The sequence below is a fragment of the Actinomycetospora sp. C-140 genome (genome assembly GCF_054796175.1).
The window spans coordinates 39,670-66,657 of the sequence record NZ_JBTWNF010000004.1 but is presented as its reverse complement, the minus strand read 5'-3'; the positions used below and the strand labels follow the sequence as shown (position 1 = coordinate 66,657).

Annotated in this window: 28 protein-coding genes; 19 read left to right on the top strand and 9 right to left on the bottom strand. The window is 74.9% G+C overall.

Annotation, left to right across the window (positions count from 1 at the left end; translation table 11 throughout):
* Positions 1–31 precede the first annotated feature (31 nt).
* Positions 32–625, top strand: coding sequence for an NADPH-dependent FMN reductase (locus tag ACR9E3_RS08240; protein WP_460379744.1), 594 nt, complete (start codon positions 32–34; stop codon positions 623–625).
* Between the two features lie 3 nt (positions 626–628).
* On the opposite strand, the gene ACR9E3_RS08235 is transcribed toward ACR9E3_RS08240, so the two are convergent.
* Positions 629–1,471: a helix-turn-helix transcriptional regulator gene (locus tag ACR9E3_RS08235; RefSeq protein WP_460379743.1), complete on the bottom strand. Its 843-nt coding sequence runs from the start codon at positions 1,469–1,471 to the stop codon at positions 629–631.
* A gap of 130 nt (positions 1,472–1,601) precedes the next feature.
* On the opposite strand from ACR9E3_RS08235, the gene ACR9E3_RS08230 reads away from it, so the two are divergent.
* Complete coding sequence (locus ACR9E3_RS08230; RefSeq protein WP_460379742.1) at positions 1,602–2,597, top strand: aldo/keto reductase; 996 nt, start codon at positions 1,602–1,604, stop codon at positions 2,595–2,597.
* A 6-nt stretch (positions 2,598–2,603) separates the two neighbouring features.
* On the opposite strand, the gene ACR9E3_RS08225 is transcribed toward ACR9E3_RS08230, so the two are convergent.
* Entirely contained in the window at positions 2,604–2,870 is a 267-nt protein-coding gene (locus ACR9E3_RS08225; RefSeq protein ID WP_460379741.1) for a helix-turn-helix domain-containing protein, read from the bottom strand.
* Positions 2,871–2,920: 50 nt separating this feature from the next.
* On the opposite strand from ACR9E3_RS08225, the gene map reads away from it, so the two are divergent.
* The 4 genes from map to ACR9E3_RS08205 all read left to right on the top strand — a co-directional run bounded on the left by map (position 2,921) and on the right by ACR9E3_RS08205 (position 6,975).
* Positions 2,921–3,703, top strand: coding sequence for a type I methionyl aminopeptidase (gene map / locus ACR9E3_RS08220; RefSeq protein ID WP_460379740.1), 783 nt, complete (start codon positions 2,921–2,923; stop codon positions 3,701–3,703).
* Positions 3,704–3,764: 61 nt separating this feature from the next.
* Positions 3,765–5,459: a metallophosphoesterase family protein gene (locus ACR9E3_RS08215; RefSeq protein ID WP_460379739.1), complete on the top strand. Its 1,695-nt coding sequence runs from the start codon at positions 3,765–3,767 to the stop codon at positions 5,457–5,459.
* Positions 5,413–5,742, top strand: coding sequence for a putative quinol monooxygenase (locus ACR9E3_RS08210; protein ID WP_460379738.1), 330 nt, complete (start codon positions 5,413–5,415; stop codon positions 5,740–5,742). Before ACR9E3_RS08215 ends, ACR9E3_RS08210 begins: the two co-directional genes overlap by 47 nt.
* A gap of 48 nt (positions 5,743–5,790) precedes the next feature.
* Positions 5,791–6,975, top strand: a complete 1,185-nt coding sequence (locus tag ACR9E3_RS08205) for a patatin-like phospholipase family protein (RefSeq protein WP_460379737.1) — start codon at positions 5,791–5,793, stop codon at positions 6,973–6,975.
* Here the strand turns inward: ACR9E3_RS08205 and ACR9E3_RS08200 are convergent, their stop codons facing one another.
* Genes ACR9E3_RS08200 through ACR9E3_RS08180 form a run of 5 tightly spaced genes read right to left on the bottom strand, consistent with a single transcriptional unit; the run spans position 6,976 to position 12,203 of the window.
* A complete protein-coding gene (locus ACR9E3_RS08200) occupies positions 6,976–8,478 on the bottom strand; it encodes an FAD-dependent monooxygenase (RefSeq protein WP_460379736.1) in 1,503 nt (500 codons plus the stop codon). It abuts the gene before it with no gap.
* A 4-nt stretch (positions 8,479–8,482) separates the two neighbouring features.
* Positions 8,483–9,088, bottom strand: coding sequence for a VOC family protein (locus tag ACR9E3_RS08195; RefSeq protein WP_460379735.1), 606 nt, complete (start codon positions 9,086–9,088; stop codon positions 8,483–8,485).
* On the bottom strand, positions 9,085–10,065 hold the full coding sequence (locus tag ACR9E3_RS08190; RefSeq protein ID WP_460379734.1) for an alpha/beta fold hydrolase: 981 nt from the start codon (positions 10,063–10,065) through the stop codon (positions 9,085–9,087). Before ACR9E3_RS08190 ends, ACR9E3_RS08195 begins: the two co-directional genes overlap by 4 nt.
* Complete coding sequence (locus ACR9E3_RS08185) at positions 10,062–10,958, bottom strand: fumarylacetoacetate hydrolase family protein (RefSeq protein ID WP_460379733.1); 897 nt, start codon at positions 10,956–10,958, stop codon at positions 10,062–10,064. The genes ACR9E3_RS08190 and ACR9E3_RS08185 overlap by 4 nt, the downstream gene beginning before the upstream one ends.
* Positions 10,959–10,970: 12 nt before the next feature.
* Positions 10,971–12,203 (bottom strand): acyl-CoA dehydrogenase family protein, encoded by a 1,233-nt coding sequence (locus ACR9E3_RS08180; RefSeq protein WP_460379732.1) that lies wholly within the window; start codon positions 12,201–12,203, stop codon positions 10,971–10,973.
* A gap of 128 nt (positions 12,204–12,331) precedes the next feature.
* On the opposite strand from ACR9E3_RS08180, the gene ACR9E3_RS08175 reads away from it, so the two are divergent.
* Positions 12,332–13,060, top strand: coding sequence for a GntR family transcriptional regulator (locus ACR9E3_RS08175; protein ID WP_460379731.1), 729 nt, complete (start codon positions 12,332–12,334; stop codon positions 13,058–13,060).
* Between the two features lie 10 nt (positions 13,061–13,070).
* Here the strand turns inward: ACR9E3_RS08175 and ACR9E3_RS08170 are convergent, their stop codons facing one another.
* Positions 13,071–13,850, bottom strand: a complete 780-nt coding sequence (locus ACR9E3_RS08170) for an enoyl-CoA hydratase (RefSeq protein ID WP_460379730.1) — start codon at positions 13,848–13,850, stop codon at positions 13,071–13,073.
* Between the two features lie 93 nt (positions 13,851–13,943).
* Between ACR9E3_RS08170 and ACR9E3_RS08165 the strand changes: the two genes are divergently transcribed.
* The 4 genes from ACR9E3_RS08165 to ACR9E3_RS08150 are packed head-to-tail and all read left to right on the top strand — an operon-like array spanning position 13,944 to position 17,295.
* A complete protein-coding gene (locus tag ACR9E3_RS08165) occupies positions 13,944–14,354 on the top strand; it encodes a YciI family protein (RefSeq protein ID WP_460379729.1) in 411 nt (136 codons plus the stop codon).
* 4 nt (positions 14,355–14,358) lie between these two features.
* Positions 14,359–15,504, top strand: a complete 1,146-nt coding sequence (locus ACR9E3_RS08160) for an RNA polymerase sigma factor (RefSeq protein ID WP_460379728.1) — start codon at positions 14,359–14,361, stop codon at positions 15,502–15,504.
* 13 nt (positions 15,505–15,517) lie between these two features.
* Entirely contained in the window at positions 15,518–16,501 is a 984-nt protein-coding gene (locus ACR9E3_RS08155) for an alpha/beta fold hydrolase (protein ID WP_460379727.1), read from the top strand.
* Positions 16,498–17,295 (top strand): methyltransferase domain-containing protein, encoded by a 798-nt coding sequence (locus ACR9E3_RS08150; RefSeq protein WP_460379726.1) that lies wholly within the window; start codon positions 16,498–16,500, stop codon positions 17,293–17,295. Before ACR9E3_RS08155 ends, ACR9E3_RS08150 begins: the two co-directional genes overlap by 4 nt.
* Here ACR9E3_RS08150 and ACR9E3_RS08145 read toward each other — a convergent pair.
* Positions 17,284–17,901: a TetR/AcrR family transcriptional regulator gene (locus ACR9E3_RS08145; RefSeq protein WP_460379725.1), complete on the bottom strand. Its 618-nt coding sequence runs from the start codon at positions 17,899–17,901 to the stop codon at positions 17,284–17,286. The genes ACR9E3_RS08150 and ACR9E3_RS08145 overlap by 12 nt on opposite strands.
* 100 nt (positions 17,902–18,001) lie before the next feature.
* Here ACR9E3_RS08145 and ACR9E3_RS08140 point away from each other — a divergent pair, with 100 nt between their 5' ends.
* The 8 genes from ACR9E3_RS08140 to ACR9E3_RS08105 are packed head-to-tail and all read left to right on the top strand — an operon-like array spanning position 18,002 to position 26,968.
* Entirely contained in the window at positions 18,002–19,519 is a 1,518-nt protein-coding gene (locus tag ACR9E3_RS08140; protein WP_460379724.1) for a class I adenylate-forming enzyme family protein, read from the top strand.
* Positions 19,516–20,307: an MBL fold metallo-hydrolase gene (locus ACR9E3_RS08135; RefSeq protein ID WP_460379723.1), complete on the top strand. Its 792-nt coding sequence runs from the start codon at positions 19,516–19,518 to the stop codon at positions 20,305–20,307. Before ACR9E3_RS08140 ends, ACR9E3_RS08135 begins: the two co-directional genes overlap by 4 nt.
* Positions 20,308–20,320: 13 nt before the next feature.
* A complete protein-coding gene (locus ACR9E3_RS08130) occupies positions 20,321–21,085 on the top strand; it encodes an SDR family NAD(P)-dependent oxidoreductase (protein ID WP_460379722.1) in 765 nt (254 codons plus the stop codon).
* Positions 21,082–23,418, top strand: coding sequence for a xanthine dehydrogenase family protein molybdopterin-binding subunit (locus ACR9E3_RS08125; protein WP_460379721.1), 2,337 nt, complete (start codon positions 21,082–21,084; stop codon positions 23,416–23,418). Before ACR9E3_RS08130 ends, ACR9E3_RS08125 begins: the two co-directional genes overlap by 4 nt.
* Positions 23,415–24,254 carry an FAD binding domain-containing protein gene (locus tag ACR9E3_RS08120; RefSeq protein WP_460379720.1) on the top strand — a complete coding sequence of 280 codons (840 nt, stop codon included), beginning with the start codon at positions 23,415–23,417 and terminating at the stop codon, positions 24,252–24,254. Before ACR9E3_RS08125 ends, ACR9E3_RS08120 begins: the two co-directional genes overlap by 4 nt.
* Positions 24,251–24,721 carry a (2Fe-2S)-binding protein gene (locus tag ACR9E3_RS08115; RefSeq protein WP_460379719.1) on the top strand — a complete coding sequence of 157 codons (471 nt, stop codon included), beginning with the start codon at positions 24,251–24,253 and terminating at the stop codon, positions 24,719–24,721. The genes ACR9E3_RS08120 and ACR9E3_RS08115 overlap by 4 nt, the downstream gene beginning before the upstream one ends.
* On the top strand, positions 24,711–26,147 hold the full coding sequence (locus ACR9E3_RS08110) for an AMP-binding protein (protein ID WP_460379718.1): 1,437 nt from the start codon (positions 24,711–24,713) through the stop codon (positions 26,145–26,147). The genes ACR9E3_RS08115 and ACR9E3_RS08110 overlap by 11 nt, the downstream gene beginning before the upstream one ends.
* Positions 26,144–26,968, top strand: coding sequence for an alpha/beta fold hydrolase (locus ACR9E3_RS08105; RefSeq protein ID WP_460379717.1), 825 nt, complete (start codon positions 26,144–26,146; stop codon positions 26,966–26,968). Before ACR9E3_RS08110 ends, ACR9E3_RS08105 begins: the two co-directional genes overlap by 4 nt.
* Positions 26,969–26,988 lie beyond the last annotated feature (20 nt).

Genomic DNA, 26,988 nt, shown 5'->3' with positions numbered 1-26,988 from the left:
TTGTATCGACAACCATCGTTGAAGGAGTCCGATGACCGAGGCCGGTCGCCGCCCCCTGCTGCAGATCATCGTCGCGAGCACGCGGCCCGGACGCGTCGGCGAGCCGATCGCGCGCTGGTTCGGCGAGTACGCCCGCGAGCACGGGGCGTTCGACGTGGAGATCGTCGACCTCGTCGACGTCGACCTGCCGATGTTCGCCGAGCCCGAGCACCCGCGCTTCGGGCGCTACACGCTGGATTCGACCAAGGCGTTCAGCGCGATCATCGCCCGCGCCGACGCGTTCGCGATCGTGCACCCCGAGTACAACCACAGCTACAACGCCGCCCTGAAGAACGCCCTGGACCACCTCAACCAGGAGTGGGCCGGCAAGCCCGTCGCCCTCATCGGCTACGGCGGCGTCGCCGCGGGAGCCCGGGCCGCCGAGGCGCTCTGGCCGGTGCTCGTGGGGCTGCGGATGGTGCCGGTCGCGGCCACCGTGCCGATCCCGTTCGCGGCGAAGAACGTCTCCGGGGAGGGTGACGCCCGCGTGTTCACCCCGGCCGCGGAGACCGAGACCGGCGGCAAGGCCGCCCTCGACGGGCTCACCGAGTGGATCGGGACCCTGGGCCTGCGCGGCACCCGCTGACGGTCACGGGGCGAGCGACGGGAACTCCTCGAGCCCCAGGACGCGCAGCAGGTCGAGGCGCTCGCGGGTCGTGGCGTCCGCGGGCGTGAGCACGACCATCCGCTGGCGCTGGTCGGGGGTCACGAGCGTCTCGCAGTCCATGACCAGCGCGCCGACGCGGCGGTGCACCAGCGTCTTGCGGTCGGCGCGGCGCACCGCGACCTCGTGGTCCGCCCAGCGCCGGCGGAAGTCGGCGCTCGCGGCCCGCAGCCGGTCGACGAGGCCAGAGACCGTCGGGTCCTCGGAGCGCCGCCCGGCGGTGGCCCGCAGGTCGGCGACCAGCTCGCGGGAGTGACGCTCGACCTCGTCCGGTGCGTGGGACGCGCGGGCGTCGGGCTCGGTGAACCAGCGGTACGCGAGGTAGCGGCGGTCGCCGGTGCCTCCGGTGTGCTCGCCCGCCACGAGCACCGACGCCCGGTTCTGGGCGAGGACCTCGCCGAGGTCGGAGAGCACCATCGCCGGGGTGTCGAGCAGGTCGATCATGCGCACGAGACCCGCCCGGGCCAGGCGCGCCGTCCTGTCCGCCGGGGGCGCCGGGTGTCCGGCCAGGTGGAAGAGGTGGGCGCGCTCGTCCTCCGACAGGCGCAGCGCGCGGGCCAGCGCGGCGAGCAGCTGCGTCGACGGCCGGCTGCCACGGCCCTGCTCGAGGCGCACGACGGTGTCGGTCGACATGCCGGCGAGCAGGGCGACCTCCTCGCGGCGCAGGCCGGCGGTGCGACGCCGCGGCCCGTCGACGAGGCCGACCTCCGCCGGGCGGATCGCCCGCCGGCGGCGGCGCAGGAAGTCGGCGAGCTCGTCGCGCTGCATGCCTCGACGATCCCCCGCCGGCCGCGCCCGATCCAGGGAGCGTCTCTCCCCCGATGAACGCTCCTCTCCCGGGCCCGTCCGGACGGGCGCACGGTGGACAGCAGTGATCACCGAGCACGAGGAGGACACGATGAGGACGCGACGACTGGGGAGCACCGGACCGGCCGTGGGGGCGCTGGGCCTGGGCGCGATGGGCATGTCGCCCGGGGCCTACGGGGAGCCCGACCGCGCGGAGGCGATCGCGACGGTCCACGCGGCCCTGGACGCCGGGATGACGCTGATCGACACCGGCGACTTCTACGCCATGGGCCACAACGAGATGCTGCTCGCCGAGGCCCTGCGCGGCCGGGACCGCGACGCCTACACGCTGAGCGTCAAGTTCGGGGCGCTGCGGGGACCGGGCCACGTCTTCAGCGGGCAGGACAACCGCCCGGCGGCCGTGAAGAACTTCCTGGCCTACTCGCTGGAGCGCCTCGGCACCGACCACGTCGACGTCTACCGCCCCGCGCGGCTCGACCCGGCGGTGCCGATCGAGGACACCGTCGGCGCGATCGCCGAGATGATCGAGGCCGGTCACGTCCGGCACATCGGGCTCTCCGAGGTCGACGCCGCGACGATCCGTCGCGCCCACGCCGTGCACCCGATCAGCGACCTGCAGATCGAGTACTCGCTGCTGTCCCGCGCCGTCGAGGCCGACGTCCTGCCGACGCTGCGCGAGCTCGGCATCGGGCTGACCGCCTACGGCGTGCTCGGCCGCGGCCTGATCTCCGGGCACTGGACGGCCGGGCAGAGCGCGCCCGGCGACGTCCGCGGCGCCACCCCGCGGTTCGCCGACGGCAACGTCGAGCACAACCTCGCGCTGACCGACGCCCTGCGCGAGGTCGCGGCGAGCAGGGGCCGCACCGTCGCCCAGCTCGCCCTCGCGTGGGTGGCGGCCCAGGGCGACGACATCGTGCCGCTGGTCGGCGCCCGCACCCGGGTGCGCCTGGACGAGGCGCTGCCCGCCGCGGACCTGGAGCTCACCGCGGACGACCTCGCCCGCATCGAGGACGCCGTGCCGGCCGGGTCGGCGCGCGGCGACCGCTACCCGGCGGCGTTCATGGCGAGCCTGGGCGTGGGGAACTGATCGGGCTCAGGCGCTGCGCGACGGCGCCTCCGGCGCGGCGCACCGGACCGTGAGGTCGTCGATCGACAGGCCCAGCTCGGCGCACAGGGCGGCGACGGTGAAGAAGGCGGGCGTGGGCACGCGGCCACTCTCGATCTTGCGCACGGTCTCGGGCGAGACACCGGCGGCCGCGGCGACGGAGGTCATGCTGCGTGGCCCGCGGGCGGCCCGGAGCACCTGACCGAGTCGCTGGCCCCGCTCGTGGTCCTCCCCGGACAACGGCACGCGCACCATGGTCGTGATACTAATACCGGTATAACTATCCCGACCATGGAGCGAGCCACGTGATCGAGCTCAAGTCGCCCGCGGAGATCGAGCGGATGCACGAGGCCGGCCGCTTCGTGGCGCAGGTGCTCTCCGCGCTCTCCGCCCGCGCCGAGGTCGGCGTGAACCTGCTCGACCTCGAGCAGCACGCCCGCACGATGATCCGCGAGCGCGGCGCCGAGTCCTGCTACTGGGACTACGCGCCGTCCTTCGGGCGCGGTGCGTTTCGCAACGTCGTCTGCCTCTCGGTCAACGACGCGGTGCTGCACGGCCTGCCGCACGACTATGTGCTGCGCGACGGCGACGTGCTGACCATGGACCTCGCCCTCGGCATCGACGGCTGGGTGGCCGACTCCGCGGTCACCGTCATCGTCGGCACCCCGGCCGACGACGACGTGCGGCTGGTCCGCGCGAGCGAGGAGGCCCTCGAGGCGGCGATCGCCGCCGCGCAGCCCGACGCGAAGCTCGGCGACGTCTCGGCCGCGATCGGCGCGGTCGCCGCACGCCACGGCTACCCGGTCAACCTCGAGTTCGGCGGGCACGGGCTCGGGCGCACGATGCACGAGGACCCGCACGTCCCCAACGACGGGCGTGCCGGGCGCGGGCTGCGGCTGCGGCCCGGCCTGACGCTCGCCCTCGAGCCCTGGTTCGCCCGCACCACGGGCAAGATCGTCTACGACCCCGACGGCTGGACCATCCGGTCGGCCGACGGCTCGCGGACCACGCACTCCGAGCACACGATCGCGATCACCGAGGACGGACCGCGGGTGCTGACCCGGCGGGAGGAGCCGGTCGCGAGTTGACGCCCCCGCGCGCCGCGGACCAGGCTGATCACCCGACGGCCGGCGGCGAGGAGGGGTCCGGGTGGAGCGGGAGGTCGAGCCGCCGCAACGCCCGGCCGTGCGGTGGCTCTCGCCGGTGGAGCTGGCCCGCACCGGGATCGAGGTCGCGATCGCCGGGGTCGTCACCGCGTACTCCGACAAGCGCGACGTCATGTCGGGCTCGACCTTCACCCAGGAGCCCGCGGCATTCACCGCGGCCCCGGGCGAGGAGTTCTGGCTGGACTTCCTCGCCGACACCGGCGACGGCTTCGCCCCCATGTGCACGGTGGCCACGCTCCTGGGGCGGCCCGCCCTCGAGGTCGACGGCCATCACCTGCCCCGCGGCCGGCTGCTGCTGCTCGGCGGCGACGAGGTCTACCCGGTCGCCGGGGTGCGCGCCTACGAGGAGCGCCTCGAGGCCCCGCTGACCGGTCAGTTCGTCCCCGGGGCGGAGCAACCGACCGTCCTCGCGATCCCGGGCAACCACGACTGGTACGACGGGCTGACGGCGTTCCTGCGCGTGTTCTGCCAGGGCCGGGACCTCGCCGCCTGGCGCACGGCGCAGCGGCGCTCGTACTTCGCGGCCTCGCTGCCCCACGGGTGGTGGGTGCTCGCGATCGACATCCAGCTCGACACCTACATCGACGCCACCCAGCTGGAGTGGTTCCGGGCCGTCGTCGACGCCATGGCACCGGGCGACCGGATCATCCTCTGCACCGCCACCCCCGCCTGGTACGGCGCGGAAGCGGGCTCCGAGCACGCGATGGACCGGCTCGCCTTCTTCCTGCGCGAGATCCTCGCGGGCCACGACCACCCGGTGCGCCTCGTGCTCACCGGCGACACCCACCACTACGCGCGGTACGCGCTGCGGCGCCCCGGGGACCTGACGGGACCGGACGACGAGGAGCAGATGCTCGTCACCGCGGGACACGGCGGGGCCTACACGTCGGCGACGCACTTCCTGGAGCCGGAGCTCGACGTCACCACCGACCTCGCCGACCCCGGCCCGCACCGCTCCCACGCCACGCACCGCTACGAGCTCGGCCCCCGCGTCTTCCCGACGAGGCGCGGGTCGCGGCTCGAGGCGTGGCGGGTGCTCTACCGCCTGCCGTGGCGCAACGGGGCGGCGCTCCTGCTGCTGCTCGCCGTCCTGCAGGGCCTGGTGATCGTCCCGGCGGTGCTCGACCTGCGCATCCTGGTCGGCGTCGGCGCGGTCGTCGTGGCCGGCGTGTGCTTCGGGCTCGTCGCGCCGCAGCGCCCGGGCGCGCCTCGCAAGGTCCTGTTCACCGCCCTGCTCGCGCTGCCCGAGCTGATCGTCGCGGGGGTGTCGGTGTGGGTGGCCCGCACCCTCGGCGGTGCGCTCGCGGCCACGGCCGTCGTGCTCGTCGCGGGCCTCGTGGCGAGCGTCGTCCTCGCCGCGTTCTTCCTCGCCTACGGGCGCTGGACCAACCGCAACGAGCTCTTCGCCGCCCAGAGCATCGAGGACCACAAGGGCTTCCTCCGCCTGCGCATCGCACCCGACGGCACGCTGACCGTCTACGCCCTCGGCGTGGAACGCGTCCCGCGGCGCTGGCGGTGGTCGGCGGGTGCGACCCCGCGCTGGAGCACCGAGCAGGACTGGTCGGTGCACCTCGTCGACGAACCGTTCGTGCTCACGCCCCAGGAATCCCTCACCGAGGAGGCCGGTCCCCGTGATCTTCATCGTGATCAGCATCGACGTGCGTCCGGACAGGCGTGACGACTTCCTGGCCGGTGTGACGCGCTACAGCGCCCAGGTCCGCGAGGAGCCCGGGAACCTCCACTTCACCTGCTACGAGAGCGTCGAGCAGGGCGACGAGTTCGTCGTCGTCGCGAACTACGCCGACCAGGCCGCCGGCGAGGCCCACGTGTCGTCCGAGCACGCGCAGTGGTTCTTCGGCTGGCTGCCCTCGGTCGTGTCGCGGGTCCCGACGATCGTCTACCAGGAGCTGCCCGCCGGGGTCGGGTGGAGCGAGATGGGCGAGGTCGCCGCGCACATGTGACCCGGCGGCGGTGTCTCCCCTCGCGGGGGATGCACCAGGATCGCGCGGGTGGGCGACGAGCGAGTGGGGCTGGTCCTGTCGGGGGCGGCGGCGCGGGGTCCGTACCAGGCCGGCGCGCTGTCGGTGCTGATCCCGGCGCTGCGGGAGCAGGGGCGGGAGCCCGTCGTGCTGCTCGGCACGAGCTCGGGCGGCATCTCCGCGACCCTGCTCGCGCAGTTCGCCGACACCGGGGACGACGCCGGCCAGCACGTCGCGGACGTCTGGACCGGCTTCGGCCAGGTCTTCGACAACCCCGTCCTCGACGACGCCGGGCTGCGGGTGGTCGGGCGCGCGGTCCTGGCGGGCAGCCCGTGGGAACGGTTCGTCGGCCCGGTCGCGTCGCTGCTCGACACCGCGCCGCTGCGCCGGCACGCAGGGCAGATCTTCGACGCGGACCGCGTGGCCGCCCACGTCCGCGCCGGCCGGCCCGAGACGCTGGCCGTGGCGGCGACCGTGTGCCCCACCGACGGCGCCGCGGCCCGCTCGCGGCTGTTCCTGCTGGGCCGCGAGCCCGTCCGGCCCCCCGACGACCCGGCCGTCGACGTCGCCGCGGTCGACCGGATCGACCTCTCCCACGTCCTCGCCTCGGCCGCGATCCCCGTGGCGTTCCCGCCCGAGTACGTCGCCGAGCCGCCCCGGTTCCGTGGGTACTACGTCGACGGCGGCGTCCGGCTCAACGCGCCCGTCGACGCGGCGCTCGCCTGCGGCGTGACCCGGCTGGTCGTGGTGTCCGGGCACTCCGTCGGCCCGCCGCCGTCGCCGACCCCGCTCGACCCCGGGGCGCCGCCGCCGGACACCGCCGCGACCGCAGCCCTGTCGGTGCGCGCCGTGCTCACCGACGGGCTCGCCGACGACCTGCACGCGCTCGGCCTGCGCAACCGGTGGCTCGAGGGCGTCGCGGACGTCCTGCCGGAGGACCGCCGGCCCTACCCCCGCGTCCCCTACCTGCTGGTCGCGCCCCGGGACGGGCAGCTCGCCCGCCTCGCCGCCGACACGTTCCGGCCCTCGGCGCTGCCGCTCGACGCGAACTCCGCGGTCGGGCGGCTGCTCGACGCGCTCGGCGACGGCCTCGGGCGCGACGAGCTGCTCAGCCACATCCTCTTCGACGGCGAGTACGCGAAGCAGCAGGTCGAGCTGGGCCGCTCCCACGCCGTGCAGTCCCTCGCCGCCGGATGGCGCTACGACCCGCCCTGATCACCCGCCGAGGATGTGGGCGAGGAGGGCCGGGACGTCGTCGGGCACCGCCGGGCTGCGCCAGGCGACGTGCTGGTCGGGGCGCACGAGCAGCAGCTCGGGGCCCGGCTCGTCGAGAACCCGCAGGTCCACGCCCCGGGCGCGCGCGGCCGCCGTGAACCCGTCGACGGCGGTCCCGGGCGGAACCAGCAGCGTCAGCTCGGGACCCAGCGCGTCATAGAGCGAGCGCCCGGGGGCGAGCCAGCGGTGCGGCACCCGGTCCCCGGCGCCCGGGCAGACCACCGGCGAGCGGTCGTGGACGACGTCCAGGACGAGGTCGAGCGCGTGGAACTCGGCGTGCTTCGTCTCCTGGATGCGCTCGTGGGCGGCCCGTCGCGCGGCGGCGTCGCCGTCGAGATCACCCCCGAGCAGGTCGGTCGAGAGCGTCTTCATGTTGTCCTCGGCGGCCCGGATGATCCGCTCCTGCACCGGGCGCCGCTCGGCCTCGTAGCTCGCGAGCAGCCCCGGCCCGCCCCACCCGCGCAGCACCGCCGCGAGCTTCCACCCGAGGTCGACCGCGTCGCCGATGCCGGTGTTGAGCCCGTGCCCGCCGAAGGGCGGGTTGAGGTGCGCGGCGTCGCCGGCGAGCAGGACACGCCCGACGCGCAGCCGGTCGACCAGCTGCATGCGCGCGGTCCACGGATCGGTCGAGAGCACCTCGGCCTCGACCGGCACGCCCGCGACCGCGTCGACGATCTCCCGGGCCCGCGACTCCCCCTCGGCCCGCTCGACGCCGAACGCGATGATCCACCAGGTGCCGTCGCGGTCGAGGGGGCCCATCAGCGTCGGGGCGACGGGGTTCACCGTCCAGTACTGCACCGCCGGGCCGTGCCGGACGTGGCGCCACAGGTCGGGTGAGCGCACGACCATCCCGAAGTTCGGGCGCAGGGCGTGCTCGCCGAGGTAGTCGACCCCGACCTGCTCGCGCACGACGCTGCGCGGCCCGTCGGCGCCGACCACGTAGCGCGCGCCCACGACCCGCGTCGACCCGGCGCCGTCGTCGACGACCACCCGCACGGCGTCCTCGTCCTGCTCCAGCGCCACCACCCGGCTCCCGGTGACGAGGGTGCAGGACGGGATCTCCGCGACGACCTCGCGCAGCAGCTCCTCGAGCACGTACTGCGGGGCCTGCTGGCCGGGCTCCGCGCAGCGCCCCGCCTCCGGGGCGAGCCCGAGCACCCCGCGGAAGCGGGAGAGCTCGTGCCCGGAGAGCGTGGTGCAGAACACGACGTCCTGCGACCAGTCGACCGGCAGCGGGGCGCGCTCCCGGAGCCGGCCGGCGACGCCCCAGCGCCGCAGGTGCTCCATGGTGCGGACGTTGACGGTCTTGCAGCGCGGGCGGCTGCGCGACACCGACGGGCGCGGCTCGACGACGACGCAGTCGATCCCGCGCCGGCCGAGCTCGACCGCGGTGGCGAGCCCGACCGGCCCGCCGCCCGCGACCAGGACCTCGCAGCGATCCACGTCGTCAGTAGACCTCGGGCAGCAGGAGGTCGGCGGGCGGGTTCTCGGGCTTGTACTTCCCGGCGCGCGCCCCCTCGTGGATCTCGTCCTGGGACACGCCCTGCGCGCGGGCCTCGACGAGCTTGTCGGGGTCGAACCACTCGCCGATGGGGTTCTCGGCGAACTCGCGCGAGGCCCAGATCCACTCCTTGGACACGGCCCAGTCGCCGAACGCGTCGAACTGGATCTCCACGCCGTTGCCCTCGGGGTCGGCGTAGTAGAGCGACATCGTGATGCCGTGGTCGAGGCACATGAACGGTGTGATGCCGTGGTCGCGCAGCCGCTCGTAGTTGTCGAGCCACTGGTCGAACGAGTCGTACTCGAACGCCGTGTGGTGCAGGCCCGCGCTCGTCGGCTTGTTCACCGGCCGGTGCACCGCGGGGTGGGCGATGAGCGCGATCCGGTGGTTGGCCTCGTCGTTGGTCAGCCAGGCCGCGGTCTCCGCGTAGTGCACCGGGTAGAGCCCGCACACGAGCCCGTACCAACGCACCATCTCGTCGAGCTCGAGCGTCAGGAACGTCGCGTGGTGCAGCTTCGGGGGGATGATCGGGGCCTGCTTGTGCTGGTTCATCGGGGCTCCTCTCGGTCGAGCGTCGCGAGCCAGTCCAGGACGGTCTCGACGTACTGCTTCGGGGCGTGCTCGTGCATCGAGTGCGGCATGTCCGGGAACGAGCGGTAGTCGATCCGCTGTCCGGCGGCCTCGACGAGCTCGCGCACCCGGCGGGCCTGCTGGTCGGAGGACGCGCCGATGAGACGGCCGGTCTCCTCGTCGACGGTGCGGTAGTGGTGGGTGAACAGCACCGGCACCCGGACCTGGCGCAGCATCGGCACGTGGTCGCAGGACGCGGTCGCGGCGCCGCTGGTGAACGCGCGGCCCCACTCGGGGTCGTACTCGCGCAGGTTCTGGCCCGGCGGGATCGTCGCCTCCGGGTCGGGCGGCGGGATCATCGCGGACAGCGCCCGCAGGAGCTCCGGCGGCAGCGCCGTCGGCATGGCGCGCATCAGCCCCTCCCAGTCACCGACCTTCCACTGGTCGCCGAGCCAGGTGTTCCACGCCTCGAAGACGGGCCCGATGGCCTGGCGGATGCCCGGACCGATCGCGGGCGTCGTCTGGCACGCGAACAGCGGCGGGTCCTCCCACACCGCGGCGCGGACCTGCCCGGGCTTGGCGTACGCCGAGAGCCACGCCGCCAGCACGCCGCCGGACGACAGGCCGCTGACCAGCGTCTCCCGTCCGATCACCAGGTCGATGAACCGCACGAGGTCGTTGCCGAAGTTGTCGATCGTGTAGCGGCCCGGCGTCCAGGTGGACCGGCCCTGGCCCCGCAGGTCGACCGCGTACACGCGGAAGTGCTCGGCGAGCAGCGGCATCGCCGCCTCGTAGCCCCACCACGACTCGGACTGCCCGGGGATCAGCAGCAGCGACGGCGACGACTCGTCGCCGGCGGTCGCGTAGTTCATGCGGACCTCGCCGAGGTCGACGAGGTGCTCGTCGAACGCGTGGGGGACGAAGGTGTCGCTGCGGTCGGCGGCTTCCAGGACGGTCATGAGGGGTCTCCCGTGACGAAGCGGTGCTGCATCTGACCGATCCCGGCGCACCAGGTGACGAGCTCGTCCCCGTCGCCGAGGAAGCGCGGCGGGGTCCGGCCCGCCCCGATGCCCGCCGGGGTGCCGGTGAAGACGACGTCGCCGGGCAGCAGCGTCACGATCGCCGAGAGCTCGGCGACGAGGTCCGGGACCGAGAAGATCATCGCGCCGGTGCGGCCCTTCTGGACGCTCTCGCCGTTGACGAGGCAGCCCAGCTCGAGGTCGTCGGGGTCGAGGCCGGCCGCCCGGAGCTCGTCGACGCTGACGAGCGCCGGGCCCATCGGCGAGAACCCGGGGTAGGACTTGCCCATCCCGAACTGCGGGGGCGGGGCGGCGAACTGGGCGACGCGATCGGAGAGGTCCTGGCCGACGGTGAGGCCGGCGACGTGGTCCCACCCGTGCGCCGCCGGGATGCGGTGACCGCCCCTGCCGATGACGGCGACGAGCTCGACCTCCCAGTCGACGGTGCCCGGGGAGAGCGTGATGTCCCCCTGCGGGCCTGTGAAGCTCGACGCGTACTTCGTGAACACGAGCGGCGTCGCCGGCAGGTCCATGCCCGACTCGGCGGCGTGGTCGCGGTAGTTCAGGCCCACCGCGAAGACCTGCGGCGGCCGGGGGGCGACGGGGCCGAGGGCAGCCCCAGGAGAATCGACACTGCCCAGCGGGACGGCGGCCGCGAGGTCCGCGGTGCCGGCCCAGTCGCGGAACTCGTCCCACCGGTCGTAGACGGCCTGCGGGTCGGCGGCGAAGCGGCCGTCACTGGCGCGCTCGACGTCGAGCCCGCGCAGACCGCCCGGCGAGTCGGCGTCGGGCTCCACCAGGGCGAGCCGCCCGGCGTGGTTGGCGATGCGCAACGAACGTCCTTCCTAGACGAGGGCGGTGACGCCGTCGGTGAGGCCCAGCAGGGCCCGCCCGTAGACCTCGGAGGAGATCGCCGGGCTGATGACGGCGTGGCGGGACGCGACCTCGGAGTCGCGCCAGATGCGCTGCAGCGGGCTGGTCTCGGCGAAGGACCCCGCCCCGTGGGCGGAGATCAGCACGCGGATCGCCTCGCGGGCGTTCTCGATGGCGGCGCCGGTGTCCATCCGCACCCGGGCGCGTGCGGCGTAGTCGGGGTAGATGCCGTCGGCCGCGGCCTGGTCGATGTCGGCGGCGGCGCGGTACGCGAACAGGTGCGCCGCGTCCACCAGCGAGGCGGCTTTCGCCACGGCGAGCTGGAAGGTCGGAGCGTCGGTCTGGGTGTCGTAGAAGGTGTAGGAGATCGCGCGCTTCGGCGCCTTCTCGATCACGAGGTCCAGGGCGGCCTGGGCGAGGCCCAGCTGCGGGCCCGCGAGCACGAGGGCGGCGACCGGGACGAACGCGGACCGGTAGAGGGCCTCGGCGGTGTGCTCGGTGCCGTAGCGCCCCCCGATCGCGGCCGGGATCGAGAGGACCCGGTGCTCGGGGACGAACACGTCGCGCGCGACCAGGGTGTTCGACCCGGTGCCGCGCATGCCGGCGACGAACCAGGTGTCCTCGATCGTCAGCTCGTCCATCGGCACGAGGGCGAGGCCCTGGTCGACGACCTCGCCGTGCTCGTCGGGCACCGGGAACCCGACGACCGCCCACTGCGCGTGGAAGCAGCCCGACGCCCAGCCCCAGCGGCCGGTCAGCCGGTGGCCGCCGTCGACCTTCGTCGCCTCGGCCGAGGGCGCGAGCACCCCGGCGATCCGCGCGCCGGGCGTGGACTCCCACACGTCGCGCTGCGCCTGGTCCGGGTAGAGGCCGGCGAAGAACGAGCAGACGTTCATCAGCGTGGTGGCCCACGACGTCGAGCCGCAGCCCCGGGCGAGCTCGCGGGACACCTCGAGCTTGGTGCGCATGTCGGTCTCGAGCCCGCCGAGCCGGCGCGGCTTCATGATCGCGAAGAGGTCGGCCTCGTCGATCAGCGCGATGTTCTCCTCGACGACGCGCCGGTCCTCCTCGGTGCGGGCCGCGTTGCGGGCGAGCACCGGGACGATCTCGCGGGCGCGGCCCACGAGCGTCGAGCGCAGCGCGCGGGCCACGTCGGACGTGCCGGCGCGGTCGAGCGCGCAGTCGTTCATCGAGGGTGTGGTCATCTCGGAGCACCTCCGGTTGCTCGTCACGTCGGCGTGACCTGGGCCACGCTCTGGACGTTACGGCGCTAAGTTATAAGATGTCAACGTGCGCTACGCTGTCCCGGCGTTCGCGGGACCAGGGGGTGACGGTGGACGAGCACGATGGCCGCGGCATGCGGTCGGTGGCCTCGCAGAAGGCCTCGGCGGTGGACCTCGTGCTGCACGAGATCCGGCGCTCGATCCTGTCCGGGGAGCTGCCGCCCGGGCGCCCGTTCACGGTCCCGGCGCTCACCGAGCAGCTCGGGGTCAGCCACGTGCCGGTCCGCGAGGCCCTGCGGCAGCTCGAGGCGCAGGGCCTGATCACGCTGAGCCCGTCGCGCAGCGCGATGGTCACCCCGCTCGACCCCGACGACCTGCGGGCGATCTACCGGCTGCGGATCACCGTCGAGCCCGAGCTCGCCGCGCTGTCCGCCCCGGACCGCACCGACGCCGAGATCGCCGAGCTCGACGGCATGGTCCGCGCGACCTTCGGTGACGTGCTCGGCGAGCAGTTCTGGGCGCCGCACCGGGAGTTCCACGCGCGGATGATCGAGCCGGCCGCGAGCGGGTGGGACCGGCGGATGCTCGCCCCGCTCTGGGACGCCTCCGAGCGCTACACCCGGCTCGTGTTCGACCCCGTCGAGGCGCCCGACTCGTTCGCGAAGCACCGCGCGCACGCCCACGACGAGATCGTCGACGCGGCCCGCACGCGCGACCCCGCGACGGTGCGCGACGCCGTGCGCGAGCACCTCGAGAACAACCTCACCACGATGCTGCGCGAGATGGGCAGCATCGACGCCCCGCGCCGGCGGCTCTGGGGCGGCGACGCCACGGCGTGATCTCCCCCGATCACCGTTCCCGCTCGAGGAACCGGCGCATGAACGCCTGCGGCTCGCCGGTCGCGAACGCGGCGCCGAACTCGGCGACGCTCGCCACGGCGGCCTCGGACGGCGTCTGCTCCTCCCACGCGCGCAGCAGGCGCTTCTGCCGGCGCACGACGTCGGGCCCGAACCCCGCGAAGCGCGCGGCGTGCTCGCCGACGCGCGCGTCGAGCCCGGAGAGCGGGACGACCTCGTCGACCAGCCCCCAGGACAGCGCCGTGGCCGCGTCGACGGACTCCCCGGTGAGGATCATCCACGAGGCGTGCGCAGCACCGACCAGCCGCGGCATGAGCGCGGCGTGGATCACCGACGGGATGCCCATGGCGACCTCGGGCATCCCGAAGCGCGCGGCGTCGCTGCTGATCCGCAGGTCGCAGGCCATCGCGAGCTCGAGCCCGCCGCCCAGCGTCCACCCCGGGATCCGGGCGATGACCGGCACCGGGAGGTGGCGCACCGCCTCGCAGAGCAGACGCAGGCCCTCGATGAAGACCTCGGCGGACGGCTGGTCCAGCGCGGCCATCTCGCCGATGTCGGCGCCGGCGACGAAGGCCTTGTCCCCGGTGCCGCGCAGCACCAGCGCCCGCAGCGCGTCGTGGTCGGCGAGCTCGGCGAGGGCGGCCCGCAGGTCGGTGATCGCCGGTGTGCCCAGGACGTTCGCCGACCGGCTGTTGACGATGGTCAGCGTGCCGACACCGTCGCCGTCGACGACGGCCTCGGCGTGGGGCAGGTCGATCCGCGGCAGACTCACGGAAAAATCTTCGGCCTCGCCCGGTCCGGGTGTCGAGGACCGGTCCGCGGCTCCGTCCCCGGGGCACGAGACCGAGCACGGAGGAGAACGGCCATGAAGTACCTGATGCTGAAGCACTACCGCGGCGGGCCCGGGCACCCGGGGATGGACTTCACGCCCATGGACCAGTGGACACCCGAGGAGGTCGACGCCCACTTCCGGTACATGAACGACTTCGCCGACCGCCTGCGCGAGAACGGGGAGTACGTCGACAGCCAGGCCCTGGCGGCCGAGGGCGCGTTCGTGCGCCACGACGGCGAGGGGCGCCCGCCGGTCACCGACGGCCCGTTCGCGGAGACCAAGGACCTGATCGCCGGCTGGATGATCATCGACGTGGACTCGTGGGAGCGGGCGCTCGAGCTGGCCGGGGAGCTCTCCGCGGCGCCCGGGCCCGGCGGCGAGCCGATCCAGGAGTGGCTCGAGCTCCGGCCGTTCCTCACCGACGCGCCCGGATCGCAGGACTGAGGCGATGGACCCGGCCCTGCTGCGGGACCTGGTGCCCGCGGTGATCGGCGTCCTCGTCCGGCGCGGCGCGGACTTCGCGTCGGCCGAGGACGCCGTGCAGGAGGCGCTCATCCGGGCCCTCGACACCTGGCCGGACGACCCGCCCCGCGACCCGAAGGGCTGGCTCGTCGCGGTCGCGTGGCGCAAGTTCGTCGACGCCGCCCGCTCCGCGTCCTCCCGCCGGGGCCGGGAGGACGCGGTCGAGGCCGAACCCGCGGCGGAGCCGGGTCCGGCGGCCGACGACACGCTGCGCCTCTACTTCCTCTGCGCCCACCCGGCGCTGGCCCCGGCCGCCGCGGTGGCGCTGACGCTGCGGGCGGTCGGCGGCCTGACCACCCGCCAGATCGCGGAGGCCCACCTCGTCCCCGAGGCGACGATGGCCCAGCGGATCAGCCGGGCGAAGCGGCGGATCGCCGACGAGTCGCTCGACCGGCCCGGCGATCTCGGCACCGTGCTGCGGGTGCTCTACCTCGTGTTCAACGAGGGCTACGGCGGCGAGCTCGACCTCGCCGCCGAGGCGATCCGGCTCGCCCGTCAGCTCGCGGCCCTCACCGACGAGCCCGAGGTCGCGGGCCTGCTGGCGCTGATGCTGCTGCACCACGCGCGGCGCGCCTCGCGCACCGGCCCGGACGGGCGCCTCGTGCCGCTGGACCGGCAGGACCGCTCCCGCTGGGACACCGCCCTGATCGCCGAGGGCGTGACGATCCTGCAGACCGCCCTCGCCCGGGACCGCCTGGGCGAGTACCAGGCGCAGGCCGCGATCGCCGCCCTCCACGCCGACGCCCCGAGCGCCGCCGAGACCGACTGGGTGCAGATCGTCGAGTGGTACGACGAGCTGCTCGCCGTCACCGACAGCCCGGTGGTGCGGCTCAACCGTGCCGTGGCGGTCGGCGAGGCCGACGGGGCGCAGGCCGGGCTGTCGGCGCTGGCCGACCTGGATCCCACCCTCCCCCGCTACGCCGCGGTCGCCGCCTACCTGCACGAACGCGCCGGGGACCTCGCCACGGCCGCCGCGGGGTACGCGCAGGCGTCCCGCGCGGCGACCAGCGTGCCCGAGCGCGATCACCTCACCCGCGAGGCCGCCCGCGTGCGGCAGCTGCTGGGGTCGTGAATCGTTGCCGGTCGTGTGGCGGTGGCTCCGGCGGCTCGGTGTGGCGGTCCTGGTCCTGCTCGTGCTGGTGTTCGCCGTGTGCGGGGCCTACCTCGGCTGGGACCGGCTCGATCCCGAGCGGGTCGACGTCGCGCCGCCGGGGTTCGACGTCGACGCCGCGGGGGTGCGCACGCACGTCGAGCACTGGCCGGCCGCGCGGCCGTCGGGTCGCCCGCCGCTGGTGCTGATCCCGGGGTTCGCCGAGTCGACCTACGTCTGGTCGCGGGTCGCGCCGCTGCTCGCCGCCGACCGCGACGTCTACGCCTACGACGTGCGCGGTTTCGGGTTCACCGAGCGCGTGCCGCCCTACGACCTCGCGGCCGACACCGACCAGCTCGCCGGGGTCGTCGCGGCGCTGGGCACGGACCACCCGGTGGTCATGGGGCACTCGTCGGGCGTGGTGATCGCGCTGTCCCTCGCCCTGCGCGCGCCGGAGTCCGTCACCGGGGTGGTGGCCGCCAACGGCGACGGCACCCCCTACTTCGGCGCCGATCGCACGAGCGCCGGGCGCGGGCCGCGGTGGCTGCTCGTCGACCCGATCGCCCCGGCGGTCGTGACGGCCGCCGTGCGGCACCGGGCCCCGATCCGCTCGATCGTTTCCGCGCAGTGCGGGCCGGGCTGCCCGACCGACGACGCGGCGATCGACCGCTGGCGCGCCCCCTTCCTCGGCCCCGGGGCCGTCGACGCGTTCGTCGAGGTGATCCGCAGCCCGCTGATCGGCCTCACCGACGCCCAGGAGACCGCGATCGCCGTGCCCACCGCGATCGTCGCCGGCACCGAGGACGGCAGCTTCTCCGGCCCGCAGGTCACGGCGATGGCCGCACGCCTGCGCACGTCCCTGGTCGCCGAGATCCCCGGTGCCCGCCACCTCGCCCTGCTCGGCGAGCCCGACCGCTTCGCCGCCGCCGTGACGCCGCTGCTCGACGCGCTCGACCGGCGTGGAGAGGAACCTCGATGACCGCCTACAGCCAGGGACACGCGCCGAGCGTGCTGGCGTCGCAGCAGTGGCGGACGGTGGCGAACTCCGCCGCCTACGTCGCCGACCGGTTCACGCCGGGCACGACGGTGCTCGACGTCGGGTGCGGCACGGGCACGATCACGCTCGACATCGCCCGCCGGGTCGCGCCCGGGCGCGTGCTGGGCGTGGACGTCGAGCCGTCGGTGATCGCGACGGCGCGGGAGGCCGCGGCGGGCGTCGCCGGGGTCGAGTTCGTCGTCGGCGACGTCGGAGACCTCCCGGCCGTCACCGGCGGCGAGCGGTTCGACGTCGTCCATGCCCACCAGGTCCTGCTGCACCTCACCGACCCGGTGGCCGCGCTGCGCGCGATGCTCGCCGTCTCCCGCGGCGTCGTGGCCGCCCGGGACTCCGACTACGGCGGGATCGTGCACCACCCGCACGACCCGCGGCTCGACCGCTGGCTCGACATCTACCACCGGGTGGCGCGGGCGCACGGGACCGAGCCCGACGCCGGGCGCCGGCTGCTGTCCTGGGCCCACGCCGCCGGGGCGCGGGACGTCACCCCCAGCGCCTCGATCTGGTCCTTCGCCACCGACGCCGAGCGCCGCTGGTGGGGTGGGCAGTGGGCCGAGCGCATCGTCGACTCGACCATCGCCGAGCGCGCCGTCGCCGGCGGCATCGCGACCGCGGACGAGCTGCGCGAGATCGCCGCGGCGTGGACGGACTGGTCACGGAACCCGGACGGCTGGTTCGCGATCCCGCACGGCGAGATCGTGGCGAGCTCAGGCGCGTGAGCCGGCCAGGCGCAGCGCGAACCCGCTGTACTGGTCGGCGACCTGCTCGGCGGTCAGGGCGCCGTCCGGGGAGAACCACCGCGCGACGCTGACGCACATCTCCCGGATCGCGAAGGACGCGAGGGCGGGCGAGTCGACCGCGAGGTCGCCGCTCTCGACCCCGCGCACGATGATCGCGCGCAGGGCGTGCTCGTGCTCGCGGCGACGGGCCTGCATCTCGCCGAACGCCGGCTCGGAGAGGCTGCCGGTGTCGCGGTTGACCACGAGCGCCTCGCGGCGGTGGGTGGCGTGGCGGTGCGCGTAGACGCGGGCGGCGCGGCGCAGCTGCGTGGCGGGCGGGTCGTCCGGGTCGAGCACGGCGTGGAAGTCCTCGAGGACGGCCGCGGTCGTGCGGTCGACGATCGTGCGCAGGAGGTCGTGCTTCGAGCCCATGTGGTTGTAGAGGCTCGGCGTGCGGACCGCCAGCGCCTCGGCGATCTCGCTCAGCGCCGTGCCGTGGTAACCGCGCTGCGCGAAGAGGGTCAGCGCCGCGTCGAGCACGACGTCGGGGGTCAGGGCCGCCCGCGACACCCGGCGGGTCACGAGGTCGGACGGCTCGGTGCGCACCGCGGCATCGTGCCACGGACGAACGAGCGTTAGTGAGCCTTGTGTCCACGCCGTGACCCTCGCTACGTTGCTAACGAGCGTTCGTCAGTCGGGAGGCGCGATGCTGCGTACCGAGGTGATCCGGCCCGTCCACGAGCTGCTCGACGGCCACGCCGCCGAGCGGCCCGGGGCGGTCGCGTTCGCCGACGACGTCCGCACCGTCACCTGGGCCGAGCTCGCGACCACCACCCGCCGGCTCGCCGGGCACCTCGCCGCCCTCGGTGTCGGCCCCGGCGACCGCGTCGCGATGGTGATGGGCAACGCCGTCGAGACCGTCGAGACCTACCTCGCGATCCCGCGCGCCGGCGGGGTGGCGGTGTGCCTCAACCCGGACGCCGCACCCGCGGAGATCGCGTACATGCTCGACGACAGCGGCGCCCGCGTCGTCGTCACCGACACCGCGCACGCCGGGCTGGTCGGCCCGGACGTCGCGACGATCGTGGTGGGCGATCCCTCCGGCGACGGGTCGTACGCCCGCCTGATCGCGACCGAGCCCGACGTCGCCGCGCCCGACCCCGCCGACCTCGACGCGACGGCGTTCATGCTCTACACCTCCGGCACGACCGGGCGCCCCAAGGGCGTGGAGCTGACCCTGCGCAGCTGCCTCTGGGTGGTCGCGGCCTGCTGGGCCCCGATCGTCGGCCTCGGCCCCGACGACGTCGTGCTCTCGGCGCTGCCGCTGTTCCACTCCTACGCCCTGGACCTCTGCGTGCTCGGCGTCGTGGCGACCGGCGCGGGCGAGCGCATCCTGCCGCGCTTCTCCCCCGGCCGGATCCTCGAGCTCCTGGGCGGCGACCAGCGCGTCACCCTCCTGCCCGGCGTCCCGACCGGATTCTCGTACCTCGTGCAGGCCGCCGGCGACCGCGCCCCGCGGCACCGTCTGCGGCTCGCGATCTCCGCGGGCGCGATCCTGCCCGCGACCGTGGACCGGGCCTTCGAGCGTGCCTTCGACGTCCCGTTGCTCGACGGCTACGGGATCACCGAGACCTCGACGATGGTCACGATGAACTGGCCGCACGGGGCGCGGCCCGCCGGCTCGTGCGGGCTCCCGCTGCCGGGCCTCGCGGTGCGGCTCGTCGACCCCGCCACCGGCACCGACGCCCCGCCCGGCGGCGAGGGCGAGCTGTGGGTGCGGGGCCCGAACGTCATGCGCGGCTACTGGGGCAGGCCGGAACAGACCGCGGGCGTGCTCGTCGACGGCTGGTACCGCACCGGCGACCTGGCCCGGGCGGACGAGAACGGCTATCTCACCATCAGCGGCCGCACCAAGGAGATGATCATCCGAGGCGGCGAGAACATCTACCCGGCCGAGATCGAGAGCGTCCTGCTCGCCGCGCCCGGGGTCGCCGACGCCGCGGTCGTCGGCCGGGCGCACCCCGACCTCGGCGAGGAACCGGTGGCGTTCGTCGTGGGCGCGCCGGACCCGGACGCGGTCGCGGCGTACTGCCGGGAACGCCTGGCCTGGTTCAAGGTCCCGGTCGCGTTCCACGCGATCGACGCCGTCCCGCGCACGGGCTCCGGGAAGATCCGGCGCTTCGAGCTGGCCCGCCTGCTCACCGACGACAGGACCCCGGCGTGAGGGTCGGCGACCTCGAGATCCTCCCCGTCGTCGACGGCTCCGGACGCGAGAACGCCCGCGAGGTCCTGTCCGCGCCGGGCGCCGACCGCTGGGCCTGCCATCCCGAGCAGCTCGACGCCCACGGCGACCTCGCGCTGACCCTCGGCGGGTTCCTGGTGCGCACGGCCGACCGGCTGGTCCTCGTCGACGCCGGCGTCGGCCGCATCCACAACGACCGCTACCGGGGCGGGGGGATGATCGACGCCCTGGCCCGCCTCGGCGTCACCCCGGACCAGGTGACCGACGTCGTCTTCACCCACCTGCACTTCGACCACGTCGGCTGGGCCACGAGCAAGGGCGAGGTGGTGTTCCCGCACGCCACCCACCGCGTCCACGCGGCCGACTGGGCGCACTTCGTCGACGCCCCCGACGCCGACCCGGGCGCGGTGCGCAAGCTCGCGCCGCTGCGCGACCGCCTCGAGACCTTCGACGCCGCGCACACCGTCGCGCCCGGCGTGGACGCCCGCCCGACGCCGGGGCACACACCGGGCTCGACCACCTACGTCGTGTCCAGCCGCGGGCGGCGCGCCCTGCTGATCGGCGACGTCGCGCACTCGGTGGTCGAGCTCGCCGAGCCCGACTGGCAGGCCACGTTCGACGTCGACCCAGACGCCGCGCAGGCCGTCCGGAACCGGCTCGCCGACGAGGTCGTCGACACCGAGGACGCCGTCGCGGCCGCCCACTTCCCCGGCCTCGCCTTCGGCCGCATCGTCACCTTCGGCGCCCGGCGACGGTTCGTCGCGATCTGAGGACAGGAGCCCCATGGATCTGCAGCTCGCCGGCACCACCGTGCTCGTCACGGGGGCCGGACAGGGCCTCGGCCGCGCCATCGGCGAGGCCTTCGCCGCCGAGGGCGCCCAGGTCGCGTTCGGCTACAACACCTCGTCGGCGGGTGCCGAGGAGGCCGCCGAGGCCGCGCGGGCGTCGGGGGTCAAGGCGCTCGCGGTGGCCGTCGACACCCGCGACGACGACGCGGTCGCCCGCGCGATCGAGACCGTCGAGTCCGGGCTCGGGCCGATCGGGGTGCTGGTGAACAACGCCGCGGTGACGAGCCGGGGCCGCTTCCTCGAGCGCTCGGCGTCCGAGTTCGCCGCCGAGATCGACGTGACCGTGACGGGCACCGTCCGGATCTCCCACGCCGTGGCGCGGCGGATGGCCGAGCACGGCGGCGGCGCGATCGTCTCGCTCATGGGCGACTCCGGGCGGGTGGGCGAGTCCGGCCTGACGGTCACCGCGACGGCCCGCTCGTCGACGCTCGGGCTGACGAAGTCGCTGGCCAAGGAGCTCGCCCGCCACAGCATCCGCGCCAACGCCGTCTCCATCGGTCTGGTGCAGACCGACCGGTTCTCCGACCACGCGGGCGGCACCGACGACGAGCGTCTCAAGAAGATCACCGCGCTCTACCCGCTCCGCCGCCTCGGGCGCCCCGAGGACGTGACGCCGACGATCCTGCTGCTGGCCTCGCCGTGCTCGTCGTGGACCACGGGCCAGGTGGTGTCCGTCAACGGCGGGTTCGCGATGCCATGACCGGTGAGCACCGACCGGCCAGCGGCACCCCCGTGCGCCGCAAGGAGGACGCGCGCCTGCTCACCGGACGCGGGCGCTACGTCTCCGACCTCGCGCTGCCCCGGATGCGCCACGTCGCGTTCGTGCGCAGCCCCGTGGCGCACGGGCGCATCACGGGGATCGACACCGACGGGGCGCTCGCGGTCGACGGCGTCACCGCGGTGTTCACCGGGGAGCACCCGGCACTCGCGTCGGTCGCGCTGCGCGCGCTCTCGGCGCTGCCCGGCTACGTCGAGACCGACCAGCCCCCGCTCGCCCGCGACAAGGTGCGCTTCGCCGGGGAGGCCGTCGCCGCGGTGGTCGCCGACGACCGCTACCTCGCCGAGGACGGCGCCGAGGCCGTGGTCGTGGACTACGAGCCCCTGACCCCGACGGTCTGCGCGTGGGACACCGGCGTCACCGACCCCGTCCACGAGCAGGCGCCCGACAACCTGCTGCTCTCGCGGACGTTCACCGCCGGCGACGTCGACGAGGCCCTCGCCGGCGCGCACGTGGTCGTCGACCGTGACCTGACCACCAACCGGCACGGCGGCAACCCCATCGAGTGCCGCGCCGGCGTCGCGCGCTACGAGACCGCCGACCGCCGGCTGACGTTCTGGTCGGGCACCCAGGTGCCCCACCTCGTGCGCACCCAGCTCGCCGAGCTGCTCGACCTGCCCGAGGGCAACATCCGCGTGATCGCCCCGGACGTCGGCGGCGGCTTCGGCGTCAAGGCCGTGCTCTACCCCGAGGACGTCGCGCTGTGCCTCATGGCGATGGCGACGCCCGGCGTCCCGCTCAAGTGGGTCGAGGACCGTGTCGAGCACCTCCTCGCCGCCACCCACGCCCGCGACCACCGCTACGTGCTGCGGGCCGGGTTCGCCGCGGACGGCGAGCTGCTCGCCGTGCGGGCCGACGTGTGGTGCAACGTCGGCGCCTACTCCGTCTACCCGTGGACCGCGGGGATCGAGCCGCTCATGGCCGGCGGCCTGCTGACCGGCCCCTACAAGCTCGCGCACTACGCGTGCACCGTCCGCGGCGTCACCACCAACACCAGCCCCTCGGGCCCGTACCGCGGTGTGGCGCGCCCGGCCACGGTGTTCGCGATGGAGGCACTGCTGGACTCCGGCGCCCGGGCGCTGGACATGGACCCGATCGCGCTGCGCCGGCGCAACCTCATCCTCTCCACGGACATCCCCTACCGGATGCCGTCACGCCTGGTCGACGACTCCGGCGCCTACGAGGCGTGCCTCGACCAGGCCGTCACGACCTTCGACGTGGAGCGGTGGCGGGCCGAGCAGGGCCGGCGCCGCAAGGTCGGCGGGCGCCCGCTCGGGATCGGCATCGGGATCTACAACGAGCTGACCGGCCTGGGGCGCGCCGCGTCGGCCGGGCCGCGGATGCCGTTCCGCACCGGCCACGACGCCTGCACGGTGCGCGTCAACCCCGACGGGGCGGTCACCGTGTTCTCCGGCGTCACGTCCCAGGGCCAGGGCCTCGAGACCACGATGGCCCAGGTCGTCGCCGACGCGCTGGGCGTCGACTACGACGCGGTCGACGTCCGGATCGGCGACACCGACTCCTCGCTGTGGGGCTTCGGGGCGTTCTCGTCGCGGCAGGCCGTCATCGGCGGCGGCGCCGCGCACCTGGCCGGCGCGGACGTCCGGGCGAAGGCCCTGGCGCTGGCCGGGGCGCTGTGCGAGGTCGACGTGTCCGACCTCGACCTGCGCGCCGGGCAGGTGCACGTCCGCGGGCAGGAGAAGCCGGTCATCGCGCTGGCCGAGGTCGCCGAGGTCGCCTACCTGCGCTCCGACCGCCTGCCCGAGGGCTTCGCGCCCGGGCTGGAGTCCACGGAGTTCTACGACCCGATCCGCGGCGCGTTCGCCGCGGGCGTCCAGATCGCCGCGCTGGAGTTCGACCCCGCGACCGGCGAGATCGGCATCCTCGACTGGGTGTGCGTCGAGGACGCCGGGCGGATCATGCACCCCGTGATCGTGGCGGGGCAGGTGGCCGGGTCGATCGCGCAGGGGATCGGCGGCGCGATGTACGAGCACCTCGTCTACGACGCGGACGGCAACCTGTCGACCGGCACCCTGCTCGACTACCTCATGCCGACGTCCGGCGAGATCCCCGAGCTGCGCCTCGGGCACGTCTGCACCGAGGGCGCCAACCCCACCGGGGTCCGCGGCGTGGGCGAGGGCGGCACGCTCGCGCCGAACGCGGTGGTCGCCGGGGCGCTGCTCGACGCGCTCGGGGTCGAGGTCGACGACCTGCCCGTGACGCCGGCACGCGTCTGGGAGCTGGTGTCGCCGTGAAGTGCCCGCCGTTCGACTACCACCGCGCCACGGACGTCGCGGACGCCGTCGCCGCCCTGGGAGCCGCCGACGGCGACGGGAAGATCCTCGCCGGCGGGCAGAGCCTGGTGCCGCTGCTCGCGCTGCGCCTGGCGCGCCCCGCCGTGCTCGTGGACGTCAACCACGTCCCCGGGCTGGACGGCCTCGTCGTGTGCGACGGTGTCCTCCGCGCGGGCGCCCTCGTGCGGCACCTGGACCTCGCCGCGCAGACCAGGCACGCGCTGGCCGCCGAGGCCGCGCGCTGGATCGGGCACACCGCCATCCGCAGCCGGGGCACGCTGGCCGGGAGCCTCGCCCACGCCGACCCGTCGGCGGAGCTCCCCGCGGTGCTGCGGGCGTGCGACGGCGCCGTGCAGGTCGCCGGGCCCGGCGGGGCGCGACGTCTCGGTGCCGACGACCTCTTCGTGGGCGCGCTCCAGAGCTCGCTCGACGAGACCGAGATGATCACCGAGGTCGAGCTGCCCGTGCCCGACGCGTGGGGCTTCGCCGAGTTCGCGCGCCGCCACGGGGACTTCGCGATCGTCTCGGTCGCCGCCGCCCGCTTCGGTCACCGGCTGCGGGTGGTGGTCGGCGGGGTGTCCGGCGTGCCCCACCTCGTCGATCCCGGCGACCTCGCGACCTGCGACGGCGAGCTCTCCGCCGACCGCGTCGCGATCCTCGCCGCGGCCGCCGCCGACGACGTCGACCCCCCGTCCGACCTGCACGGCAGCGCCGGGTACCGGCGCGCGCTCACCGAGCAGATGACCGCGCGAGCGCTGGCGCGGCTCGCCGGGCACCGCACCCCGGAGGCCGCGTGAAGATCGTCCTGACCGTCAACGGCGAGCGGCACCGCGTCGACGTCGAGCCGCGCCGCACGCTCGCCGACGCCCTGCGCGAGGACCTCGGCCTCACCGGCACGCACCTGGGCTGCGAGCACGGGGTGTGCGGCGCGTGCACGGTGATCGTCGACGGCCTCCCGGCCCGCGCGTGCCTGATGTTCGCCGTGCAGGCCGACGGGGCCGTGGTGCAGACCGTCGAGGGGCTGGCGGCCGACGACGGCACCCTGCACCCGCTGCAGGAGGCGTTCTCCCGCTGCCACGGCCTGCAGTGCGGCGCCTGCACGCCCGGGATGCTCATGACCGCCGCCCACCTGCTGGACACCGAGCCGTCGCCCGACCGCGCGCGCATCCGCGCGGAGATGGCCGGGAACATCTGCCGCTGCACGGGGTACGTGGGGATCGTGGACGCGGTGGAGGAGGCAGCGGCGGGTCGCCGTGACGCGTGACCCGTGGGCCCGGCACCTCGGCGCACCGGTCCCCGGGAGCCTGCGGGCCGACCTCGCCGCCGGCACCCTGCCCGCCGTCGCCGCCGCGTCGGCGGCCGCGCACCCCGAGCGGGTCGCGGTGGCCGTCGACGGGGACGCGCTCACCCACGCGCAGCTCGACGCCGCCGTCGCCGCGGCCGCGGGTCTGCTCGCCGAGCGTGGCGTCGGACCGGCGGACACCGTCGTGCTCGCCGCCCCGGCCTCGACGCGGTTCGTGACCGCGTACCTCGCGGTGCAGCGTCTCGGGGCGGCCGTGGTCCCGGTCGATCCCGCCCAGCCGCCGGCGGCGCTGCGGGCGGTCGTCGACGCCGCGGGCGCCCGTCTGGTGCTGGACGACGCGACGCTGTCCGCCCTGGCCGCCGAGCGCCCGCGCCGGCCCGTGGAGACCGTCGAGCGTCCCGGGAACGGCGACGTCGCGGTGCTCGCCTTCACCTCGGGCACCACCGGCGCGCCCAAGGGCGTGCCGATCACGCACGCGAACCTCCTGGCCTCGGCCCGCGCCGCCATGCGCGCGTGGCGGTGGCACGACGGGGAGGTGCTGAGCCACGCCCTGCCCCTGTTCCACCAGCATGGCCTCGGCGGCCTGCACATGACGCTGATCGCCGGCACCACCGCCCGGCTCGGGTCGCGCTTCGACCCGGACGCGCCGGTCCACCCCGACACCACCGTCTTCTTCGGCGTCCCCGCGATGTGGCACCGGCTGCTGGAGCGCCCGCCCGTACTCGCCGCCATGGGCCGGCTTCGGCTCGCGGTGTCGGGGTCGGCGCCGCTGCCGTCGCCGGTCGCGGATCGGCTCGCCGAGCACCTCGGCCAGGTCCCCCTCGAGCGCTACGGGCTCACCGAGAGCGGCCTGGACGTCTCCAACCCCTACGACGGTCCCCGGGTCGCGGGCACCGTCGGCTTCCCGCTGCCGGGGATCGAGCTGCGGCTCGGCGACCAGGACGAGATCGAGCTGCGCGGCCCGCAGGTCATCGACGCCTACTGGCGCGGCGTCGCCCCCGAGGCCTTCCGGTCCGACGGCTGGTTCCGCACCGGCGACCTCGGCCGGCTCGACGCCGAGGGCCGCATGACGATCGTCGGGCGGCTCAAGGAGCTGATCATCACCGGCGGGTACAACGTCGTGCCCGGGGAGGTGGAGGCGGTGCTCGCCGGGCAACCGGGGGTGGCCGAGGTCGCGGTGGCCGGGGTGCCCAGCGCGCGCTGGGGCGAGGAGGTCACCGCGTTCGTCGTCCCCGGCTCCCCCGCACCCGACCCGGACGCGCTGCTGGCCGCGGCCCGCGACCACCTCGTGCCGTACAAGGTGCCGAAGTCCGTGCGCTTCCTCGACGCGCTCCCCCGCAACGCCATGGGCAAGGTCCAGCGAACCGTCCTCAAGGAGGCCCCGTGATCGTCACCAGCCCGGACGGCGTCGAGCTCGCGGTGCAGGTGCACGGACCGGAGAGCGGGACGCCGATCCTCTTCGTCCACGAGTTCGGCGGCGACCACCGCTCCTGGGCGCCGCAGGTCGCGCACTTCGCGGCGCACCGGCGCTGCGTCACCTACGACGCGCGGGGCTACCCGCCCTCGGCGGTGCCGACCGATCCCGCGGCCTACTCGCAGGACCACGCGGTCGCCGACGCCGTGGCCGTCCTCGACGCCCTCGGCATCGCGCGGGCCCTCGTCGTCGGCAACTCGATGGGCGGCTTCGCGACTCTGCACCTCGGGCTGCGCCACCCCGAGCGCTGCCACGGGATCGTCGTCGCCGGCTGCGGCTACGGCGCCCACCCCGACCACGCCGCGGCCTTCCGCGCGGACGCGCTCGCCCTCGCCGACGCCTACGAACGCGACGGCAGCGCCGCGGTCGCCGCCGACTACGGGAACCGTCCCGCCCGGCAGCCGATGCGCCGGCGGGATCCGGAGGGGCACGCCGAGCACCTGCGGATCCTCGCCGAGCACGACCCGACGGGCGCGGCGCTGACGATGCGCGGGGTCCAGGCCGCGCGCCCCTCGCTCTACGACCTGCGCGACGAGCTCGCGGGCCTGCGGGTGCCGGCCCTGCTCGTCGTCGGGGACAGCGACCGCGACGCGCTCGACGCGAACCTCATGCTCGCCGCGACGCTGCCGGACGCCGGCCTCGCGGTCCTCCCCCGCACCGGGCACCTCACCAACCTCGAGCTCCCGGCGGTGTTCAACGGTCTGGTCGAGGACTTCGCCGAAGCATGCGGGTGACGTCGGCCTCGAACCGGTCC